Here is a 20656-nt window from a genome sequence, read left to right as displayed (position 1 = left end):
AGCGCCCCGTGCTGAAGCCTGAAGTCGACTGTCTGATCCCGCACGTTCCTTTCGATCGGCGCTCCTTCATCAAGGCGACGCTGGGCTCCGGCTTCGCGGCGGCGGTGTTGCCAGTCTCGGCGCAAACCATCCATACCGATAGCGACGGTCTCGAAGCAGGGGAAGTGGCGTTCCATTCGGGCGGTACGCTGATACCGGCTTATCGCGCGCAGCCGAAGGGCAAAGACGCATCTGCCGGTGATCCTCGTCGTGCATGAAATCTTCGGCGTGCACGAGCATATCGCCGACGTCTGCCGGCGCTTCGCGAAGCAGGGCTATCTGGCGATCGCGCCGAACCTGTACGAGCGCGAGGGCGATCCGACTGTCTACACGAGCATGCAGCAACTCGACGAGCAACTGGTCAGCAAGGTGCCAGACGAGCAGGTGCTGGCCGACCTCGACGCGGCCGCCGCGTGGGCCGGCGAGAATGGCGGCGACCTCGACCGGCTCGGCGTGAACGGCTTCTGCTGGGGCGGGCGCATCTCGTGGCTGTATGCCGAGCACAATCCGCGCGTGAAGGCAGGCGTCGCCTGGTATGGTCGCGTGACCGGCGCGAAGAACGCGATGACGCCGGCCAATCCGCTCGATCTCGTCGCCGACCTGCATGCGCCTGTGCTCGGCTTGTATGGACGCCAGGATCAAAGCATTCCGCAGGACACGCTCGAGCAGATGAAGCAGGCGATCGCGCAAGGGCCGCGAGCGGGACGCGGCTCGCAGTTCGTCGTATATGACGACGCAGGTCACGCGTTTTTCGCCGATTACCATCCGAGCTACAAGAAGGCCGATGCCGAGGATGGCTGGCGTCGCGCGCTCGTGTGGTTCAAGCAGCACGGCGTGGCTTGAAGCGCTGCTCGAATTCCTCGCGTCTGGTTACGACTTGCGGCGGCTCGCGCTCAAGGTTTCGCCCCCGTCGCCACCGGCCGTTTCGGGTCGGAACTCCATTCGCTCCAGGAGCCCGCGTACAACGCTGAACCATGCAGGCCGGCAACCTCCATCGCAAGCGAATTGATGCAGGCGGTCACGCCCGAGCCGCATTGCAGCACCACGTGTTCGGGCGGCGTGTCGCCGAGCAGCGCGTGGAATTCCTCACGCAGTGTGTGCGCCGGCTTGAAGCGGCCGTCGGGGGTCAGGTTGTCCTTGAAGAAGCGGTTCAGCGCGCCCGGGATATGGCCGCCGATGCGGTCGAGCGTCTCGTTTTCGCCGCGATAGCGATCGGCCGCGCGCGCATCGACGACGATTCGCTCCTTCGAACCGAGGTTGCGCTCGACCGCCTGGGTATCGATAGTCACGGCGAGCGGCGCGGCCGCCTTGAAGTCGCCGGTGTTCTGCGCGGGCACGTCCTGCGTCAGCGGTTGGCCGGCCGCTTCCCATGCCTGGAGCCCGCCGTCGAGCAGCGCGACCGCGTCGTGACCGAGCCAGCGCAACAGCCACCAGACGCGCGCCGCGTACATGCCGCCTTGTGCGTCATATGCGACGACCTGTTGACCTTGCTTCAGTCCCCGCGACTCCAGCGTTTCGACGAGCCGCGCGCGATCGGGCAGCGGATGCCGGCCGTTCGAGCCGTTCTTCGGCCCGGACAGATCGCGATCGAGATGCAGATAGTGCGCGCCCGGCAGATGGCCGGCCAGCCAGGCTTTCTCGCCCGCGTCGGTATCGGCGAGGTCGAACCGGCAGTCGATCACGAACACGCTGCCCGGCGCGGCCGTGAGCCGCTCGGCAAGATTGGTCGCGGAGATCAGGGTGGTGTAATGAGTGTGGGGCATGAGCGTCTCCTCGATACGGGCGATGGCGGCTGCGGGCCGCGTCGTTCACGCGGCTGGCGCATGGCCGGTCTATATCGGTAGTCTAAACAAAAAAAGACGGGTCGAAGCCCGTCTTTCCTTGAGTCGATCGATGCGCCACGCGGCGCGGATCAGATCGTGCCGAGTTCGCGCCGCAGAAACTCGTGGAAGTGCTGCATACCGTCTTCCATCGGGCTCTGATACGGTCCGACCTGTGATTCGCCGCGCTCCATCAACGCGAGGCGGCCGGCGTCCATGCGCTCGGCGATCTCGTCGTCTTCGCGGGCTGTCTCCATATAGGCGGCGCGCTCGGCTTCGACGAAGTCGCGCTCGAACAGCGCGATTTCCTCGGGGTAATAGAACTCCACCACGTTGGTGGTCTTCTGCGGACCGCGCGGAATCAGCCACGACACGACCAGCACGTGCGGATACCACTCGATCATGATGCCCGGGTAGTACACCATCCAGATCGCGCCGAATTCGGGCGGATTGCCGTCGCGAAAGCGCAGCACTTCGTCGTGCCACTTGCGATACGTCGGGCTGCCCGGTTGCTCGAGCGCCTTGTGCACGCCGACCGTCTGCACGCTGTACCAGTCGCCGAACTCCCACGTCAGATCGTCGCAATTGACGAAGCTGCCGAGGCCCGGATGGAACGGTGCGACGTGATAGTCCTCCAGATAGACCTCGATGAAGGTCTTCCAGTTGTAATTGCACTCATGGACTTCGACGTGATCGAACATGAAGCCCGAGAAATCGAAATGGCGCTTGGTGCCGAGGCGTGCGAGATCTTTCGCGACGTCCCGACCTTGGGCCTCGAACAGCAGCCCCTGCCAGTTCCGCAGTGGCGTGGCGCCGAGATTCAGGCACGGGTTGTCGGCGAAATGGGGCGCGCCGAGCAGCGCCCCCTTCAGGTCGTACGTCCAGCGATGCAGCGGACAGACGATGTTCTGCGTCTGGCCGCGGCCATTGAGCATGATGGCTTGCCGGTGGCGGCACACGTTCGACAGCAACTCGACTTGCGACTGCTGGTTACGGACGAGTACCCGCCCCTCGCGTTCGCTGGGCAAGGCAAAATAATCCCCCGCTTCGGGCACCATGAGATCGTGGCCGATGTAGCGCGGACCTTTCTTGAAAAGGGTGTCGATTTCGCGCGTAAGAAGCGCTTCGTCAAAGTAAGCCGTGACTGGCAGCTGGCTATGAACAGACCGCAACTGCAATGCATTGCTCAGATTGGACATTCCCACTCCCGATGAAGACGTGAAAGCAGTGAACAACCCAACCATCGAAGATTCGATTTAGGGAGCCCGCAATTATACCCGTTTCCCTGTGACAGGGGCACTTAAGTCCCTGATTTGGGTTAAAAATGTCAAGAAAGTTCGGCATTTTCGCCGCAGACCTCGAGCTTTTTTTCTGCGAGACTTCAGGGTCGAAGCGCGGCAAGGGTGTGCATCGGACAGGCTCGAAGCGAGACAGCACGGCGGGGCGCAGGCCGGCGAGCGGATCGAAAATGTCGCTTTTGCCGTAGAATGTCCGACTTGTTTTAATTTTGCGACTATTCATGGCGAAGACCGCATCGAACGATTCCACCGCCGCACCAGCCGAAAGCGGTGATAGCGCGCCGCTGCCGGAGAGCTACGAGGCCGCGCAGACCGAACTGGAAGAGCTCGTCGCGCGCATGGAAGGCGGCAGTCTGAGCCTCGAGGAATCGCTGGCCGCTTACCGTCGCGGGGCGGCACTTGTCGCATTCTGTCAACAGCAGCTCGAAAAGGTCGAGCAGCAGGTGCGGGTCCTCGATGGCGAGACCCTCAAGCCGCTGCCCATGAATACCGCAGGAACAGCCGCGACTGAGAGCGGGGACGACCTATGACATTCGAACAATGGACGCGCTCGGTGCTCGAACGCGTCGAAACGGCTCTGGAACACTATCTGCCGGCCGAGACGACCGAACCCGCCAGGCTGCACGAGGCGATGCGCTATGCGGTGCTCGGCGGCGGCAAGAGGGTGCGGCCGCTCCTGTGCCACGCGGCCGGCGAGCTGACCGGCGCGCGTGCCGAATGCCTCGATGCGGCGGCGGCCGCGCTGGAAATGATTCACGTGTACTCGCTCGTGCACGACGACATGCCCTGCATGGACGACGACGAACTACGCCGCGGCAAGCCGACGGTCCACGTCAAGTATGACGAAGCGACCGCGCTGCTGGTCGGCGACGCGCTGCAGTCGCAGGCATTCATCGTGCTCACGTCCGACGTACTCGGCCGGCCGCAGCAGGCCTCGCTCGTACGCGAACTCGCGCTCGCAAGCGGCTCGATCGGCATGTGCGGCGGCCAGGCCATCGATCTGGCGAGCGTCGGCCACACGCTGACCCGCCCGCAGCTCGAGACCATGCATCGCATGAAGACCGGCGCGCTGCTGCGCGCGGCCGTGCGCATGGGCGCATTGGCCGGCGAGACGCCGCACGCGCAGGCTCTGGCGTCTCTCGACGCCTACGCCGCCGCGGTCGGTCTCGCGTTTCAGGTCGTCGACGACATTCTCGACGTCACGACCGACTCCGCAACGCTCGGCAAGACCGCCGGCAAGGACGCGAAGGATGGCAAGCCGACCTACGTGTCGATTATTGGGCTCGACGCGTCGCGCGCGCTCGCGGCGCAACTGCGCAGCGACGCGCACGCCGCGCTCGCGCCGTTCGGCGCGCGCGCGCAGCGTCTTGCCGAACTGGCCGACCTGGTGGTGAACCGCGTCAGCTGAACGCGAAAGCCCGCCGCCGCGCACCGTCCATCCCCGGGGTGCATGTATGAAGTGCGGGCGCGTAAGTTTTCCTACAATGGAACGACGATGTACGACTTGCTGAAAACCATCGACGACCCGGCAGCCCTGCGCCGCCTCGATCGCCGCCAATTGCAACCGCTTGCCGACGAGTTGCGTGCCTTCGTGCTCGACAGCGTATCGCAGACGGGCGGCCATCTCTCGTCCAACCTCGGCACGGTCGAGTTGACCATCGCGCTGCACTACGTCTTCGATACGCCGCACGACCGGATCGTCTGGGACGTCGGCCATCAGACCTATCCGCACAAAATCCTGACCGGTCGTCGCGACCAGATGCACACGCTGCGTCAGTTGGGCGGCATCTCGGGCTTCCCGAAGCGCGACGAATCGGAATACGACACCTTTGGGACCGCGCACTCGAGCACGTCGATTTCGGCCGCGCTCGGCATGGCGATCGCGAGCAAGCTGCAAGGCGACAACCGCATGGGCATCGCCGTGATCGGCGACGGCGCGATGACGGCCGGCATGGCCTTCGAGGCAATGAACAACGCGGGCGTCGAAGACGACGTGCCGCTGCTCGTGATCCTCAACGACAACGACATGTCGATCTCGCCGCCGGTCGGCGCGCTGAATCGCCATCTCGCGCGTCTGATGTCCGGGCGCTTCTATGCGGCCGCGCGCGCGGGCGTCGAGCGCGTGCTGCGCGTCGCGCCGCCGGTGCTCGATCTCGCGCGCAAGCTCGAGGAGCACGCGAAGGGCATGATCGTGCCGGCGACGCTGTTCGAAGAGTTCGGCTTCAACTACATCGGACCGATCGACGGTCACGATCTCGATTCGCTGATTCCGACGCTGCAAAACATCAAGGAACTGCGCGGGCCGCAATTCCTGCACGTGGTCACGAAGAAAGGCCAGGGCTACAAGCTGGCCGAGGCTGATCCGGTGCTGTACCACGGCCCCGGCAAGTTCAATCCGGCCGAGGGTATCAAACCGGCCGCGACGCCGTCGAAAAAGACCTACACGCAGGTGTTCGGCGAGTGGCTGTGCGACGCGGCCGAGCTCGACTCGCGCGTGATCGGCATTACGCCGGCAATGCGTGAAGGCTCGGGCATGGTCGAGTTCGAAAAGCGCTTCCCGGATCGTTACTTCGACGTCGGCATCGCCGAGCAGCACGCGGTGACGTTCGCGGGCGGCCTTGCCGCGGACGGCATGAAGCCTGTCGTCGCGATCTATTCGACCTTTCTGCAACGCGCATATGATCAGCTGATTCACGATGTCGCGCTGCAAAACCTGCCGGTGGTGTTCGCAATCGATCGCGCGGGTCTTGTTGGTGCGGACGGCGCGACGCATGCGGGCGCGTACGACCTCGCGTTCATGCGTTGTATTCCGAACATGACCGTGATGGCGCCGTCGGACGAAAACGAGTGCCGCCAGATGCTGTACACCGCGTTGCAGCAGTCGCATCCGACCGCTGTGCGCTACCCGCGCGGCGCGGGTACCGGGGTCGCAACGGTCAAGCAGATGGCCGCGCTGCCGCTCGGCAAGGGCGAAGTGCGTCGCGAAACGTCGGCGCCGGCCGGCAAGCGCATCGCGATTCTCGCGTTCGGCACGATGGTCGCGCCGTCGCTCGCGGCCGCCGAGCAACTCGACGCCACCGTCGCGAACATGCGCTTCGTGAAGCCGCTCGACACCGAACTCGTGCGCAAGCTGGCCGAGACGCACGACGCGATCGTCACCGTCGAGGAAGGCTCCATCATGGGTGGCGCGGGTTCGGCGTGCGTCGAAGCCCTGCTCGCACGTGGGGTTATGCGTCCCGTACTACAATTGGGGCTCCCCGATCGGTTCATCGATCACGGGGACCCGGCCAAGCTGCTCGCCGCGTGCGGTCTCGACGCCGCGGGTATCGCCCGGTCGATCCGCGAACGCTTCCTTGCGAGCGGCGCGGTCGGCGGTCAGTCGTCAGTGAAGCGCGTCGCGTAAAGCGCTGTCGGCTTCGGCAATCTCCAGTTTGAACCGGCGGGTGTTGCGGCCCGTCACCCAACGCCGGCGCGAGCCGGCGTTCGCCGTTGCGCGCGCTGATCCGCATGGCCGCTGGGCGCCTCGAACTCGCTGCGCGATAGTCGCCGATGCAGCGAGACCTTGGCGCAGCCCGGCGCTTTCCAGAAAGGACAAAAGAATGAATCAGATGAATCCCGCTTTCGTGATGCCCGACGTGCAAAGCACCCCCGACACGCGCCAGATTCCGATCCAGCGGGTCGGCGTGAGGGGCGTGCGTCATCCGTTGACGATTCGCACGCAAGGTGGCGAAGTGCAGCCGTCGGTCGGCACGTGGAATCTCGACGTGCATCTGCCGGCCGAGCAGAAGGGCACCCACATGTCGCGCTTCGTCGCGTTGCTCGAAGAGAACAAGGCGCCGCTCGAACCGGCCACGTTCCGCACGATGCTCGCGGCTATGCTCGAAAAACTCGAGGCGGAGGCGGGCCGCATCGAAGTGTCGTTCCCGTACTTCGTGAACAAGACCGCGCCGGTGTCGGGCGTGCAGAGCTTGCTCGATTATGAAGTCACGCTGACCGGCGAGACCCGCCATGGCGCGACGCGGGTGTTCCTGAAGGTGCTGGTGCCGGTCACGAGCCTGTGCCCGTGCTCGAAGAAGATCTCGCAGTACGGCGCGCACAATCAGCGTTCGCATGTGACGATCGATGCCGAGCTGAACGGCGACGTCGCTGTCGAAGAGTTGATCCGTATCGCCGAGGAAGAAGCGTCGTGTGAACTGTGGGGCCTGCTCAAGCGCCCGGACGAGAAGTTCGTCACCGAGCGCGCGTATGAGAATCCGAAGTTCGTCGAAGACCTCGTGCGCGACGTTGCCCAGCGTCTGAATGCCGACGAGCGCATCGTCGCGTATGTGCTCGAAGCGGAGAACTTCGAGTCGATTCACAATCACAGCGCGTATGCGGTGATCGAGTGGGACAAGCGCCTCGCCTGATACGTTCCTGATCGCTCCACGCCGGTTCGTTGCGAAAGCATTGAAGCAAAAAAGCCGCTTGTAAAGCGGCTTTTTGTCCTCTTGGGGCGGCGGTTCAGTGCGCGAGCGACGTCAGATCCCAACGCGGCTTCACGGTGAACGCGTAGTCGTGGCCGGCCTGTTCGGGCCAGCGTTGCAAACGCAGCGCGCCGGCCAGCGCGATCATCGCCCCGTTGTCCGTGCACAGCGACAGGTCCGGGTAGTGGACGTAGAAATTGCGCTTCTGCGCGGCGGCCGACAGCGCTTCGCGCAATTGCCGGTTCGCGCCGACGCCGCCCGCCACTACCAGCCGGTTCAGCTTCGTGCGCTTGAGCGCCGCTAGAGATTTCGCGGCCAGCACGTCGACGGCGGCATCGACGAAACCGCGCGCGAGGTCGGCCTTGGCCTGCTCGCAGATGTTCGCGCCGCCCAGCCGGTTCGCGTGCGTGAGCACGGCGGTCTTCAGGCCGCTGAAGCTGAAATCGAGGTCGCCGGAATGCAGCATCGGGCGCGGCAGCACGACGGCGCCGGGTGTACCGAACTCGGCCATGCGCGAGACTTCGGGGCCGCCCGGATAGCCAAGGCCCAGCAGCTTGGCGGTTTTGTCGAAGGCTTCGCCGGCGGCGTCGTCGAGCGTCTCGCCGAGCGTCTCGTAGAAGCCGACGTCCGTCACGCGCATCAACTGCGTGTGGCCGCCCGAGACCAGCAGCGCGACGAACGGGAACGGCGGCGGCTCGTCGACGAGCAGCGGCGACAGCAGATGCCCTTCGAGATGGTGAATGCCCACGGTCGGCTTGTTCCACGCCATCGCCAGCGAATTCGCGACGCTCGCGCCGACCAGCAGCGCGCCCGCGAGCCCGGGCCCTTGCGTGTAAGCGATCGCGTCGATGTCGCCGCGCGCGACGCCGGCGCGCTCCATCACCTCTTCGAGCAGCGGCAGCGCGCGGCGGATATGGTCGCGCGATGCAAGCTCCGGCACGACGCCGCCGTACTCCCGATGCATCGCAATCTGCGAATGCAGCGCGTGCGCGAGCAGGCCGCGCTCCGTGTCGTAGAGCGCGAGACCGGTTTCGTCGCAGGAGCTTTCGATTCCGAGAACGAGCATGATGAATCGCTTGAGACGGGCGCGCGCGACGCGCGTCCGGAAGTGAAAGGTAAGCCTGAAAGTATACCAGCGCGGACAGGCGGCCGCAGGCGGCCGGCTGAGCACGGGCATGGACGCGCGGGCCCGGCAGGTACAATGCGGCCCCATGGAATCCTTCGATATCGCGGTGATCGGCGCGGGCGCGGCCGGCATGATGTGCGCGGCCGTGGCCGGTCAACTCGGCCGGCGTGTGGCGCTGATCGACCACTCGCAGCGTCTCGCGGAAAAAATCCGCATTTCCGGCGGTGGCCGGTGCAACTTCACGAATCTGTATGCGGGGCCGGCCAATTATCTGTCGGCGAATCCGCATTTTTGCCGCTCGGCGCTCGCGCGCTATACGCCGCGCGACTTCATGGCGTTGCTGAAGCAGCATCGCGTGACATGGCACGAGAAGCACAAGGGCCAGCTGTTCTGCGATCAGTCGAGCGACGCGGTCATCGACGTGCTGAAGAACGAGTGCGACGCCGGTGGGGTTGCATGGCGCACGCCGCTGTCGGTCGAAGAGGTGCGCCAGGACGCCGAAGGACAGTTCCTGCTCGGCACGACGGCGGGCACGATCGCCGCCCGTGCGCTCGTGATCGCGACGGGCGGTCTGTCGATCCCGAAGATCGGCGCGACCGATTTCGCGTACCGGATCGCCAGGCAGTTCGGCCACAAGTTGATCGACACGCGTCCCGGGCTGGTTCCGCTGAGCTTCGCTCCGGCCGACTGGGAGCCGTTCGCGGCGCTATCGGGCGTGTCGCTTGAAGTACAGCTGTCGACTGGCAATACGAAGACCGGCGCCGAATTCACCGAAGATCTGCTGCTCACGCACCGCGGCCTGTCGGGCCCAGGCGTGCTGCAGATCTCGAGCTACTGGCAGCCCGGCGAGCCGATTCACATCAATCTGCTGCCGGAGCGCGACGCCGCGACTGCGCTCATCGACGCGAAAAACGGCACGAAGCGGCAGATCGCCAATCTGCTATCGGAATGGGTGCCGCAGCGGCTCGCGCATGTGTGGCTCGACACTCACCAGGTGGCCGCCGAGGCCCGCGTCGCCGATCTGCCGGACAAGGCGCTGCGCGGCATCGGTGAGGCGCTGTCGCGCTGGACCCTCACGCCGAACGGCACCGAGGGTTATCGCAAGGCCGAAGTGACGCGCGGCGGGGTCGATACGCGCGGTTTGTCATCGACCACGATGATGAGCGCGCGGGTGCCGGGCCTCTACTTCATCGGCGAGGCGGTCGATGTGACCGGTTGGCTCGGCGGCTACAACTTCCAGTGGGCGTGGGCGTCGGGTGTCGCGGCGGGCGAGGCGGCGGCCGAATATGCCCGGGGGCTTGACGGCGCAATGGCTTTGTGAGAAAGCTCTGCTATACTCCTGAACCTTTACAAAGTTCCGTTATTGAAAAATGACGACCGTCCGCGTAAAAGACAATGAGCCGTTCGAAGTCGCCATGCGCCGTTTCAAGCGCACCATGGAGAAAAACGGCTTACTGACGGAACTTCGCGCTCGCGAGTTTTACGAGAAACCCACAGCCGAACGCAAGCGCAAGAAAGCGGCGGCAGTGAAGCGTCATTTCAAGCGTCTGCGTGGCCAGATGCTGCCAAGGAAGCTCTACTGATTCTGGCGCTGCCCCGCTGTACACGGCGCGGCAGCATCCAAGCCGATGGCGGCACGACAGGTGTCATCATGGCAAACCCGGCCCATCGGGCCAACCGGCAGGGTCGCATCCACTACGCAAAATTGCGCCAACCCGCTTGAGGAAGAAGTCCCAAGCGGGTTTTTGTGCTGATGCGGCGGTATCGCCGCCGTCGACCGGCCGGTTTTTCAACTTTTCAACGCAATTCAGGTGAGTGATGAGTCTCAAGGACCGGATCAACGACGATATGAAAGCTGCCATGCGGGCGCGCGAGACCGAACGTCTCGGGACGATCCGCCTGCTGCTCGCCGCGATCAAGCAGCGTGAAGTCGATGAGCGGGTCACGCTCGACGATGCCGCCATAACCTCCGTCGTCGACAAGATGATCAAGCAGCGCAAGGATTCGATCAGCCAGTTCGAGGCCGCAGGGCGTACGGATCTTGCGGACAAGGAAAAGGCCGAGTTGGCCATTCTTTCCGCGTACATGCCTGAGCAGATGTCCGAAGCGGAAATCGTTGCCGAGGTGCAGGCGGCGGTCGCGCAAACCGGCGCTGCCGGCCCGCAGGACATGGGCAAGGTGATGGGCGTGCTGAAGCCGAAGCTGGCCGGCCGCGCCGACATGACCGCCGTCTCCGCACAGGTCAAGGCCGCGCTCGCTAAGTAACTCTGTCGATTTGTCCGGGTCGCGCGCCTCCTGAAGGCGAGGCGCGGGACCCGGGCGCGGTGTCGAGCCCGCGCTCCGGGCTTGGATTTTGAAGCTTTCCAGGCAGCGTCATTTACTGTGATCCCACCGTCATTCCTGCAGGACCTGCTCAACCGCGTCGATATCATCGACGTGGTCGGCCGGTATGTGCAGCTGAAAAAGGGCGGCGCGAACTTCATGGGGCTGTGCCCGTTTCACAACGAGAAGAGCCCCTCGTTTACGGTCAGTCCGACTAAACAGTTTTATCACTGCTTCGGCTGCGGTGCGCATGGTACGGCCATCGGTTTCCTGATGGAACACGTGGGCGCGTCGTTTCCCGAAGCGGTCAACGAGCTCGCGCAATCGGTGGGTCTCACCGTACCGCACGAGCCTTCTCCCGGATATGGCGGCGGCGGCGGTGGTGGCGGAGCTGGCGGCGGCTACGCGCCGGCGGCATCGAAGGCCGTGACAACCGCGCTGTCCGATCTCATGCAGACCGCCTGCGACTACTACCGTAAGCAACTGCGCGGTGCGCCGGGCGCGATCCAATATTTGAAGAAGCGCGGCCTGACCGGCGAAGTCGCCGCGCGCTTCGGTCTCGGCTATGCGCCGGACGGGTGGCAAAACCTCGAGGCGGCGTTCCCGAACTATCGCGACGACGCCTTGGTCGAAGCGGGTCTCGTGATCGTCAGCGAAAAGTCGGACGCGCAGGGTCAGAACCGCCGCTACGACCGCTTTCGCGAGCGGATCATGTTCCCGATCCGCAATGTCAAAGGGCAGGTGATCGGCTTCGGCGGCCGCGTGCTCGACGGCGGCGAGCCAAAGTATTTGAATTCACCGGAAACGCCGCTATTTAACAAGGGCAGCGAGCTGTACGGGCTGTTCGAGGCGCGTCTTGCGATTCGAGAGCAACATTACGTGCTGGTCGTCGAAGGTTATATGGACGTGGTCGCGCTGGCCCAATTGGGCTTCCAGAACGCCGTCGCGACCCTCGGCACCGCTTGCACGCCGATTCATGTGCAGAAACTGATGCGCCAGACCGATACGGTCATCTTCAGTTTCGACGGCGACGCGGCCGGCCGGCGCGCCGCGCGTCGCGCGCTCGATGCGTGCCTGCCGCACGCCGCCGACAACCGGACGATCCGTTTCCTGTTCCTGCCCAGCGAGCATGATCCCGACAGCTACGTGCGCGAGTTCGGCACCGAGGCTTTCGCCGAGCAGGTCGAACGGGCGATGCCGTTGTCGCAGTTCATGCTCAACGAGGTGTTGACCGGCAAGGAGCTCGATCAGCCCGAAGGCAAGGCCCGCGCGCTGTTCGACGCGAAACCGCTGCTGCAGGCGTTGCCGGCCAATGCGCTGCGCGCGCAGATCATGCATATGTTCGCAGACCGGCTCGATGTGCCATTCAGCGAAGTCGCGGCGCTTTGCGAAGTCGACGCGCGGATCGCGGCCGCGTCGCGCAAGGCGCCGGCCCGCAAGGACCGGCGCAGCGTGACCGGCATCGAGGAAAAGACGCTGCGCAATCTGGTGATGTATCCGCGCACGGTCGCGATGCTCGACGAAGCGGCCGAAGAGGCGCTGCTCACCGTGACCCGGCACGGCGAACTGTTCGCGGAAGTGACGACGCACGCGCGAGCCCTAGGCGATTCGGCAGCGTTCCAGTTGTTGTCCGATCTCTTGCGAAATGGCGCGAACGCCCCAACTTTCGAGGAAATCTTTCGCAAAATTCTAGACTATGATGAAAACGTCCGGGATTTGCTGCTGAAAGACCCGCAGGACGCGGCCGTGATCGAGGAACGGCGCGAGCAGGAACGAATTGTCGGCGAGGAGCTGAAAGCCGCGATTTTGAAGATGCGATACGACGCTTATTGCGATCGTCTCGAACAGCTTTCGCGACAGTCGCGGCATACGCCGGAAGAATTTGCCGAGTTTTCGGAGCTCAACCGGAAACGGGCCGACATGAAGCGTCAACTCGGGCTGTAGCGCCGAGGCCGAAACCTCGGATGGTATAATCAAAAGTTTCTAGCGGTTTGTTTTTTCAAGGGTTTTCCTAGCAAAGGCGAAAGGCGATGCGATGGCAAAGACGACAGGCGGAAATCATGCAACGGGCTCACGCGCTAAAGAGCGCACCGGAAAAGTTACCGAAGCCAGGCTGACTGCATCCGCCAGAAGAACGTCTGCTGTCAGCGTTGCACCGGCTGCCGGGAAGAAGTCGTCGACCACTGCGGCCGCGCAGGCCGCACCGGTTCGGGCGGCGAAAGCTGTAGCACCGCCGGCTGCCAAGCGGGCGGGTGTCAGAAGCGCAAGGGAAGCGGCTGCCGTTCAGGACGATGCGGTAGCGCGCGTGACTTCAGTATCCACGGCTCAACCGGCTGTTGTCCAACAGCCGGGGGTCGAGACTACAGCCGGTACGGCGAACTCCATGACGAAAAAGCTGAATGAAGTACCCGTCGATGACGATGCAACCCAGACCGAAGAAACCGCTGCCGCCGCACCGGGCAAGCCGGAGAAGGTCAAGGCTCGCGACCGTCGTGCAAAGGAAAAAGCGCTGCTGAAGGATGCGTTCGCGTCGTCGCAGCCTGGCACGGTGGAGGAACTCGAGGAGCGTCGTTCCAAGCTGCGCGCCCTGATCAAGCTCGGCAAGGAGCGCGGCTTCCTCACGTACGCTGAAATCAACGATCACCTGCCGGACAACTTCACCGAGACCGAGGCGATCGAAGGCATCATCAGCACGTTCAACGACATGGGCGTCGCGGTCTACGAACAGGCCCCGGACGCTGAAACGCTGCTGCTCAACGACAACGCGCCCGCGGCTTCGTCAGACGACGAAGTCGAAGAGGAAGCTGAAGTCGCGCTGTCCACCGTCGACTCCGAATTTGGCCGCACCACCGATCCCGTGCGTATGTACATGCGCGAAATGGGCACGGTCGAGCTGCTTACGCGTGAAGGCGAAATCGAAATCGCGAAGCGCATCGAAGACGGCCTGAAGCACATGGTGATGGCCATCTCCGCATGCCCGACCACGATCGCCGACATTCTCGCGATGGCCGAACGCGTCGCCAACGACGAAGCGCGCATCGACGAACTCGTCGACGGTCTGATCGACGCCGACGCGGCGGACGCCGACGGCTTCTCCGCGCAGGAGGCGGAAGCGATCGAGAATGAAGACGAGGAAGCCGAGGAAGAGGACGAAGAGGACGAGGAAGAAGACGATGGCGCGGCGCAAGCCACCGCCAACGCCGCGCAGCTCGAAGCGCTGCGGCGCGCGTCGCTCGAAAAATTCGCGTCGATCAGCGAATGGTTCGACAAGATGCGTCGCGCGTTCGAGAAGGAAGGCTACAAGTCCAAGTCGTATCTGAAGGCGCAGGAAACCATCCAGAACGAGCTGATGACGATCCGCTTCACCGCGCGTACCGTCGAGCGTCTGTGCGACACGCTGCGCGCGCAGGTGGATGAAGTGCGTCAGGTCGAGCGTCAGATCCTGCATACGGTCGTTGACAAGTGCGGCATGCCGCGTGCGGAATTCATCGCGCGTTTCCCGGGCAGCGAGACGGACCTCGAATGGGCCGGCAAGATCGTCGCCGAAGGTCACGCGTATAGCGCGATCCTCACGCGCAACATTCCGGCGATCCGCGAACAGCAGCAACGTCTGCTCGATCTGCAGGCGCGCGTGGTGCTGCCGCTGAAGGACCTGAAGGAAACCAACCGTCAGATGGCGGCCGGCGAGCTTAAGGCGCGCCAGGCGAAGCGCGAAATGACCGAGGCCAACCTGCGTCTCGTGATCTCGATCGCGAAGAAGTACACGAACCGCGGTCTGCAGTTCCTCGACCTGATTCAGGAAGGCAACATCGGCCTGATGAAGGCGGTGGACAAGTTCGAATACCGTCGTGGCTACAAGTTCTCCACGTATGCGACGTGGTGGATCCGCCAGGCCATTACGCGTTCGATCGCCGACCAGGCGCGCACGATCCGGATTCCGGTTCACATGATCGAAACGATCAACAAGATGAACCGCATCTCGCGTCAGATCCTGCAGGAAACCGGTCTCGAACCGGATCCGGCGACGCTGGCCGAGAAGATGGAAATGCCGGAAGACAAGATCCGCAAGATCATGAAGATCGCGAAGGAGCCGATCTCGATGGAAACGCCGATCGGTGACGACGACGATTCTCATCTGGGCGACTTCATCGAAGATACGAACACGGTCGCCCCGGCGGATGCGGCGTTGCACGCGAGTATGCGCGACGTCGTGAAGGACGTGCTCGATTCGCTGACGCCGCGCGAAGCGAAGGTGTTGCGCATGCGTTTCGGTATCGAGATGAGCACGGATCACACGCTCGAAGAAGTCGGTAAGCAGTTCGACGTGACGCGTGAGCGGATTCGCCAGATCGAGGCGAAGGCGCTGCGCAAGCTGCGTCATCCGAGCCGTTCGGACAAGCTGAAGTCATTCCTCGAGGGGAATTGACGGCGACGGCCGCGGTTGGCCGCAAATGATGTGATCAAAGGGGCCTCCCAGTCGTTTCGCCGCAGCGAAGCGGTTGCGGAGGCTCCTTTTTCGTGTAGTATGTCGGCCAATCGACGAAACGGGCCCGGCCTTCACGACCGGGTCTTTTTTCTTGGGCTGGACGCCGTGTTGGTTGCAGGCAGTGGACTCATAATCCACCTCCGAAAGGACATCGTGGGTTCGAATCCCACCCGGCCCACCAAAGTATCGAAAAAAGGGTTCCGAATTCCGGAACCCTTTTTTGTTTTTGGGCGGCCTTCGGCTGCCTCAGCTGGGCGACCCAGTGCCAGCCTCAACCCGGCGAGCGGCGTCCGTTGCCCCACACACCGCCCGACACCGACCCGCTCGCGCCAGGCTCCTCGCCTGAGGACGAGGAGGCACTTAAGCGCGTTCCGCGCCAGCCATAAGCGGTGATCACGCGTAATCAGGGAAACTCCGTGTAAAAGCGGGCGCAACCCCGCCGTTAATTGAATGCGGAAGGCTTGTTGATGCATGCCGTCCGCTTTCAGCGCGGGTCTTGTCATGCAGCGGCCGGCCTCGCAATTCACCTCCGGGCAACGCCCGTGCTGAAGGCTTTTTCGAATCGCGCGCGCACCTTATAGAGACGTGACAGAGGGTGCTCACTAAAGCGAGAAATCAGAAGACCGCCGCAATGGCAGTGTCTCAATAGTGAATGCTGATTCGACGCGGTGGGCTCGAACCGTTGCGCCGCCCGGGGCGGCAGCGATCGCTTGCGTCGGTCAATAAAGATTAGGTGAATAAGCCGTCTTGGTGATTCGACGAGTTAATCGCCCCGCCGAAACCATTAATTGACGGATGCGCCAGGGAGACTGCATTTAACTCTATTAAGTTCCGGCGCTCCAAAAATAAATCTCAAACAACGCGGAAAACCGTCAGTTCAACCATTCGATTACAAAAAATATCGACGGTCTTTTCGTCAATTTGCTCCGACCCGATTACGTCACGCGTATTAAAGCACTGTTGCAAACGCACAACTTAGAATATTGACGCGTTGCAAATTCGTTTTGGCTGGGGCTATCGATCCGGCACCTCGATCTTGCAATAAACGGTGGAAAAACAAGAAGTTATCCCCATCGGCTCCAACATTGTTGCGAATTTCGAAAAATCCTGTTGCGTGAATTGCCTGCGTCGATACCAGGGTGTCCCCCTACACTCACGCTTCGCTTCAAGGGTGCCCGGTCGATCCCCACGGTTCGGCCAAGCGGGCGGCGGCAAATGCGATGCATCGGCTGCTGAAGCAGGTCCTGCTCCCCGTATAAATTTTTCGAATTGGAGTTCCCATGAAAAAGAGTCTCATCGTCGTTGCGGCTGCCGCATCGTTCGCTTCGGTCGCTCACGCACAAAGCAGCGTGACCCTGTACGGTCTGCTCGACGCAGGTCTGACGTACACCAGCAACGTTGCCCACAACTCCAAGTGGGCAGCAGGTAGCGGCGGGATCAACCAGAGCATGTTCGGCCTGCGTGGTTCGGAAGATCTGGGCGGCGGTCTGAAGGCAATCTTCACGTTGGAAAGCGGCTTCAACATCAACAACGGCAAATACGCTAACAACACCGGCATGTTCAACCGCCAGGCCTTCGTCGGTCTGTCGAGCTCGCAATTCGGTACGGTCACGCTGGGTCGCCAGTACGACGCAGCGCAGGACTACCTCGCACCGCTGACCGCAACGGGCAGCTGGGGCGGCACGTACTTCGCGCACCCGTTCAACAACGACAACCTGAACACCAACGGTGGTCTGTCGGTCAACAACTCGGTCAAGTACTCGAGCGCTAACTACGCTGGCTTCACGTTCGGCGGCACGTACGGCTTCTCGAACCAGGCTGGCGGCTTCGCAAACAACCGTCAGTACAGCTTGGGCGCCGCATACCAGTGGCAAGGCCTGCACCTCGGTGCTGCCTACGCTCAGCAAAACAACCCGGCTGCTAACGCAAGCGGCGCATCGGACGGCGTTCTGGCGAACACCGCGGGCGTGCTGCAAGGCGACTTCCGTCAGCGTCAGTTCGGCGCAGGCGCTTCGTACGGCTTCGGCCCGGCGCTGGTTGGCGTGGCATGGACGCAATCGCGCGTCGACAACCTGGTTGGTGCAGCTCCTGGTCAGCGTCAAGGCCACACCAACAACTACGAAATCAACGGCAAGTACAACGTGACCCCGGCTATGGCTCTCGGCGTCGCGTACACGTTCACCGACGCGCGCGGCTACGGCATCAACGCCGACGGTAACGACATGAAGACCCGTTACCACCAGATCGGCCTGCAGGCTGACTACTCGCTGTCGCGTCGCACCGACGTCTACGCTCAGGCTGTGTACCAGCACGCAATGGGTGACGGCGGCGTGGCTTCGATCTACAGCGGCGACAACACGGTTCCGACCTCGTCGTCGAAGAACCAGACGGCTGCTACGGTCGGTCTGCGTCACCGCTTCTAAGCTTCAGCAGAAGCTGCCTGTAGTACAGAAAGGTGCCGTTCGCGGCACCTTTTTTATGCGCGCGGCAGACCGGTGAGCCGGTTTCCGTATGCGAGGCGAAAAAAACGGGCGTCCCTGGGGACGCCCGTTTTGCCATGACGACGTGAAACGATTCAGAAAATTGTCCGCAAACCGAGCGCAACGCCGGTCTGGTTGTCGCGGCCCGGCAGTTCGACCGACGCCGCGCCCGACACCTTGTCGAAATCGACGGTGCCGTACACCTCGGTGCGCTTCGACGGCGCGTACTCGGCCAGTGCGACGAACGTGTAGCGATAGCCACTGCCGAGCTGACCAGCGCTGATCGCCGCGTTCGACATGTGGTCGTAGTACGCGGCGCCCGTCAGCGTCAGCGTCAGCGCCCGCGTGGCCTGCCACGTGACGCCGGCGAACGGTCCGTTGTCGATGCGGCCCGAGCCCTTGACGATATCGACGCCCGGCACGAGCGTCTGCTGCGCGAGCGCGCTGTCGACGAAGCCGGTGTCGTCCTTCGAATGCAGATCGCCGACGTACAGCTCCGTCGAGCTGAACGCATAGACCGCGTTCGCGTTGAAGATGGTCTGCTTGTGATTGCTGTTGTCGCTGTTCTGCTGCACGCCGGCCGCGACCGATAGCGGACCCGCCACGTACGACAGCGTGAAGCCGTACATGTTGCCCGCGCCGAGATGGCCTGGCACCTGGCCCGAGAAGCCGCCGTCGCCGGTCGATTCCGAGTTCGTGCCGAATCAGTACATCGCGGCCACCGTCAGGCCTTTGAACGTGCCCGTGTACCTGATCGCGTTATCGGCGTAAAGCCCCGCGCCGAGCGCGCCAGGCAGCCACGAGTTCTCGTTGTAGTTGCCGACCGTGAGCGGGTCGTAGGAGTCGCCGAGCAGGTCGAACAGCGGCGTCTTCTGGCGACCGAGCGTCAGCGTGCCGTACGGACTCCTGACGCCGAGGTACGCGTTGCGGTTGAAAATGCGCCGGCTATCCGAGGCCGAGCCGTCCTGCAGGTTGATGCCGCTTTCCAGATCGAAGATCGCCTTGAGACCGCCGCCGAGGTCTTCCGAGCCGCGCAGACCCCAGCGGCTGTTGGTGATCGCGCCGTTCGTCATCTAGAGACGATCGTCGTTTTTGGCGTTCGAGTTCGTCAGATAGCGCACGCTGACGTCGGCGACGCCATACAGCGTGATCGAGCTTTGTGCCGAAGCTTGTTCGGACGTCACGGCAAGGGCGGCGCCGCCGGGCGCGCCGATGATAGATCACCGTCCGCGCGGCGCCATCGCCGCTCTCGCGCAATGACCGATTGCCATTTTTGACAATGCGCCGTTCCTGGTGACAAAAAGTTGACTTTCTCCCGGGCAAGCTTCGAGTAGTCTCGAGCGAATTGACGTATCGACACGACTTTCGGGGCGACGCCAGCACGCGTTTTACGCGTGCGCTCTCACGCATGAATAGTCCATCTTCCGAGTCCATCGCGACCTCGCCGGTCGTTCAGGAGCTGACCGACGAGCAATGGCAGCGGGTCGCGCCGCTGTTACCTGAAACCTTGCAGGATGACGGCCCGCGCCGTGGTCGTCCGCCGCTCGAAATTCGCCACGTGCTCAACAGCGTGATGTGGGTGCTGCACGCGCGCGCACCGTGGAGCGCAATGCCCGAGCACTACGTCCCGTACCAGACCGCGCATCGCTACTATCTGCGCTGGAAAAAAACGGGCGTGTTGAGCGCGATCATGCTCGCGCTGTTCAAGACCGACGACGCTCTCGAAACGCGCGCGACGCGCAAGGGCGGCGTGCGCGCCCGGTAGCGAGCGCCAGTCGCGTCGCTAGATCTGTTCCCGCCCGTACGCGGCCAGCCGCTCGAGATCGAGCACCTCGATCCGGTTATACGACAGTCGCAAAATCCGCAGCTTCTCGAGGTTCTGCAGCGCCTGATTGATGCGCTGCCGCGACACTCCCGCGAGCAGACCGACTTCTTCCTGTGAAATCGCCAGTGTGCGACCCGTGTCCGGATACAGATCCGGATTGAACAGCTGCGCGAGCGATTGCGCGACGCGTGCGTCCACGTCGAGCAGCCGGGTGTTCTGGATCGACGCGATGAATTCCCCCATCCGGTTGTTCAATTGCCGGATCACGAAGCCCGTGAACGGCAGACTCGATTCGAGCAACGCATGGAAGGTCGCGGACGGCACGAACATCACGAGCGACGGCTGGATCGCGGCCACGTCGTATTTGCGCAATTCGCGCTTGATCACGCTGCCTTCGCCGAACCAGCCGCCCGGCGGCACGCCCGACAGCGTGCAGCTGCGGCCCGACGCGTTGTAGATAGCGAGCTTGACGAGCCCCGAGTGCACGCCGATCCAATCGTCGGACGGTTGCTGGCGGCGGGCGATCCACGCACCGCCTTCAAAGTGCTCGGCGTGTGCGCTGGCGAGCACCATCGCCTGATGATCGGCGGCGAGCGCGCGAAACCACGCGCACGCGACGAACAGCCGCGCGAGGTCGGCGGGCGCGACACGTTGGGGCGGCCGGGTGTCGGCGCGGTCAGTCAGCGGAGCGTCGGTCATCGGCGATAAGCGGTTCGGGAGCGGTGCCGGCTGAGCCAGGTCGAGGCGGGCGTCAGTGGCGCCACTCTGTCATTTGAATGACAGACAGTTCATGACGA

The 20656-nt window shown here is 63.3% G+C and carries 15 protein-coding genes, 1 tRNA gene and 2 pseudogenes; 13 read left to right on the top strand and 5 right to left on the bottom strand.

Annotation, left to right across the window (positions count from 1 at the left end):
• Positions 1–8 precede the first annotated feature (8 nt).
• A pseudogene (locus tag HDG37_RS32570) lies at positions 9–882 on the top strand (dienelactone hydrolase family protein).
• 50 nt (positions 883–932) lie between these two features.
• Here HDG37_RS32570 and HDG37_RS32565 read toward each other — a convergent pair.
• On the bottom strand, positions 933–1802 hold the full coding sequence (locus HDG37_RS32565; protein ID WP_184054843.1) for a sulfurtransferase: 870 nt from the start codon (positions 1800–1802) through the stop codon (positions 933–935).
• A gap of 149 nt (positions 1803–1951) precedes the next feature.
• On the bottom strand, positions 1952–3058 hold the full coding sequence (locus tag HDG37_RS32560) for an aromatic ring-hydroxylating dioxygenase subunit alpha (RefSeq protein ID WP_184054841.1): 1107 nt from the start codon (positions 3056–3058) through the stop codon (positions 1952–1954).
• A 320-nt stretch (positions 3059–3378) separates the two neighbouring features.
• Between HDG37_RS32560 and HDG37_RS32555 the strand changes: the two genes are divergently transcribed.
• The 4 genes from HDG37_RS32555 to folE2 all read left to right on the top strand — a co-directional run bounded on the left by HDG37_RS32555 (position 3379) and on the right by folE2 (position 7563).
• Entirely contained in the window at positions 3379–3687 is a 309-nt protein-coding gene (locus HDG37_RS32555; RefSeq protein ID WP_184054840.1) for an exodeoxyribonuclease VII small subunit, read from the top strand.
• Positions 3684–4565 carry a polyprenyl synthetase family protein gene (locus HDG37_RS32550; protein WP_184054838.1) on the top strand — a complete coding sequence of 294 codons (882 nt, stop codon included), beginning with the start codon at positions 3684–3686 and terminating at the stop codon, positions 4563–4565. Before HDG37_RS32555 ends, HDG37_RS32550 begins: the two co-directional genes overlap by 4 nt.
• A gap of 87 nt (positions 4566–4652) precedes the next feature.
• Positions 4653–6560, top strand: coding sequence for a 1-deoxy-D-xylulose-5-phosphate synthase (gene dxs / locus HDG37_RS32545; protein ID WP_184054836.1), 1908 nt, complete (start codon positions 4653–4655; stop codon positions 6558–6560).
• A 196-nt stretch (positions 6561–6756) separates the two neighbouring features.
• Complete coding sequence (gene folE2, locus HDG37_RS32540) at positions 6757–7563, top strand: GTP cyclohydrolase FolE2 (RefSeq protein ID WP_184054834.1); 807 nt, start codon at positions 6757–6759, stop codon at positions 7561–7563.
• Between the two features lie 94 nt (positions 7564–7657).
• Here folE2 and tsaD read toward each other — a convergent pair whose 3' ends face one another.
• The gene (gene tsaD / locus HDG37_RS32535) at positions 7658–8686 is read right to left on the bottom strand and encodes a tRNA (adenosine(37)-N6)-threonylcarbamoyltransferase complex transferase subunit TsaD (RefSeq protein WP_184054832.1); all 1029 of its coding nucleotides are present in this window, start codon (positions 8684–8686) and stop codon (positions 7658–7660) included.
• Positions 8687–8831: 145 nt separating this feature from the next.
• On the opposite strand from tsaD, the gene HDG37_RS32530 reads away from it, so the two are divergent.
• From HDG37_RS32530 to HDG37_RS32500, 7 genes are all read left to right on the top strand, one after another.
• Entirely contained in the window at positions 8832–10067 is a 1236-nt protein-coding gene (locus HDG37_RS32530; RefSeq protein ID WP_184054830.1) for an NAD(P)/FAD-dependent oxidoreductase, read from the top strand.
• A 49-nt stretch (positions 10068–10116) separates the two neighbouring features.
• The gene (rpsU, locus tag HDG37_RS32525) at positions 10117–10329 is read left to right on the top strand and encodes a 30S ribosomal protein S21 (RefSeq protein ID WP_090808416.1); all 213 of its coding nucleotides are present in this window, start codon (positions 10117–10119) and stop codon (positions 10327–10329) included.
• 235 nt (positions 10330–10564) lie between these two features.
• Positions 10565–11011: a GatB/YqeY domain-containing protein gene (locus tag HDG37_RS32520; protein WP_090808418.1), complete on the top strand. Its 447-nt coding sequence runs from the start codon at positions 10565–10567 to the stop codon at positions 11009–11011.
• Positions 11012–11128: 117 nt separating this feature from the next.
• Entirely contained in the window at positions 11129–13012 is a 1884-nt protein-coding gene (gene dnaG / locus HDG37_RS32515) for a DNA primase (RefSeq protein ID WP_184054828.1), read from the top strand.
• 91 nt (positions 13013–13103) lie between these two features.
• Positions 13104–15494, top strand: coding sequence for an RNA polymerase sigma factor RpoD (gene rpoD, locus HDG37_RS32510; RefSeq protein ID WP_184054826.1), 2391 nt, complete (start codon positions 13104–13106; stop codon positions 15492–15494).
• Positions 15495–15647: 153 nt separating this feature from the next.
• Positions 15648–15735: transfer RNA gene (locus tag HDG37_RS32505), tRNA-Ile, on the top strand.
• Positions 15736–16834: 1099 nt separating this feature from the next.
• The gene (locus HDG37_RS32500; protein ID WP_184054824.1) at positions 16835–17977 is read left to right on the top strand and encodes a porin; all 1143 of its coding nucleotides are present in this window, start codon (positions 16835–16837) and stop codon (positions 17975–17977) included.
• Between the two features lie 152 nt (positions 17978–18129).
• Here HDG37_RS32500 and HDG37_RS32495 read toward each other — a convergent pair.
• Positions 18130–19251 (bottom strand): annotated as a pseudogene (locus HDG37_RS32495) (porin).
• A 191-nt stretch (positions 19252–19442) separates the two neighbouring features.
• Between HDG37_RS32495 and HDG37_RS32490 the strand changes: the two are divergent.
• On the top strand, positions 19443–19799 hold the full coding sequence (locus HDG37_RS32490; protein WP_184054823.1) for a transposase: 357 nt from the start codon (positions 19443–19445) through the stop codon (positions 19797–19799).
• An 18-nt stretch (positions 19800–19817) separates the two neighbouring features.
• Here the strand turns inward: HDG37_RS32490 and HDG37_RS32485 are convergent, their stop codons facing one another.
• On the bottom strand, positions 19818–20597 hold the full coding sequence (locus tag HDG37_RS32485; RefSeq protein ID WP_409260259.1) for a Crp/Fnr family transcriptional regulator: 780 nt from the start codon (positions 20595–20597) through the stop codon (positions 19818–19820).
• Between the last annotated feature and the right edge of the window lie 59 nt (positions 20598–20656).

It is taken from the genome of Paraburkholderia sp. MM5384-R2 (genome assembly GCF_014201025.1).
In the GTDB taxonomy this organism is placed as follows: Bacteria; Pseudomonadota; Gammaproteobacteria; order Burkholderiales; family Burkholderiaceae; genus Paraburkholderia; species Paraburkholderia tuberum.
Note: the sequence above shows the minus strand (reverse complement) of the source record. Positions and strands in the feature narration are given on the sequence as shown.

Coding starts and splice junctions, on each gene's coding strand:
- tsaD (WP_184054832.1), bottom strand. CDS start 8,686: ATGCTCGTTCTCGGAATCGAAAGCTCCTGCGACGAAACCGGTCTCGCG.
- rpoD (WP_184054826.1), top strand. CDS start 13,104: ATGGCAAAGACGACAGGCGGAAATCATGCAACGGGCTCACGCGCTAAA.
- HDG37_RS32560 (WP_184054841.1), bottom strand. CDS start 3,058: ATGTCCAATCTGAGCAATGCATTGCAGTTGCGGTCTGTTCATAGCCAG.
- HDG37_RS32520 (WP_090808418.1), top strand. CDS start 10,565: ATGAGTCTCAAGGACCGGATCAACGACGATATGAAAGCTGCCATGCGG.
- dxs (WP_184054836.1), top strand. CDS start 4,653: ATGTACGACTTGCTGAAAACCATCGACGACCCGGCAGCCCTGCGCCGC.
- HDG37_RS32550 (WP_184054838.1), top strand. CDS start 3,684: ATGACATTCGAACAATGGACGCGCTCGGTGCTCGAACGCGTCGAAACG.
- HDG37_RS32530 (WP_184054830.1), top strand. CDS start 8,832: ATGGAATCCTTCGATATCGCGGTGATCGGCGCGGGCGCGGCCGGCATG.
- HDG37_RS32555 (WP_184054840.1), top strand. CDS start 3,379: ATGGCGAAGACCGCATCGAACGATTCCACCGCCGCACCAGCCGAAAGC.
- folE2 (WP_184054834.1), top strand. CDS start 6,757: ATGAATCAGATGAATCCCGCTTTCGTGATGCCCGACGTGCAAAGCACC.
- rpsU (WP_090808416.1), top strand. CDS start 10,117: ATGACGACCGTCCGCGTAAAAGACAATGAGCCGTTCGAAGTCGCCATG.
- HDG37_RS32565 (WP_184054843.1), bottom strand. CDS start 1,802: ATGCCCCACACTCATTACACCACCCTGATCTCCGCGACCAATCTTGCC.
- HDG37_RS32500 (WP_184054824.1), top strand. CDS start 16,835: ATGAAAAAGAGTCTCATCGTCGTTGCGGCTGCCGCATCGTTCGCTTCG.
- HDG37_RS32490 (WP_184054823.1), top strand. CDS start 19,443: ATGAATAGTCCATCTTCCGAGTCCATCGCGACCTCGCCGGTCGTTCAG.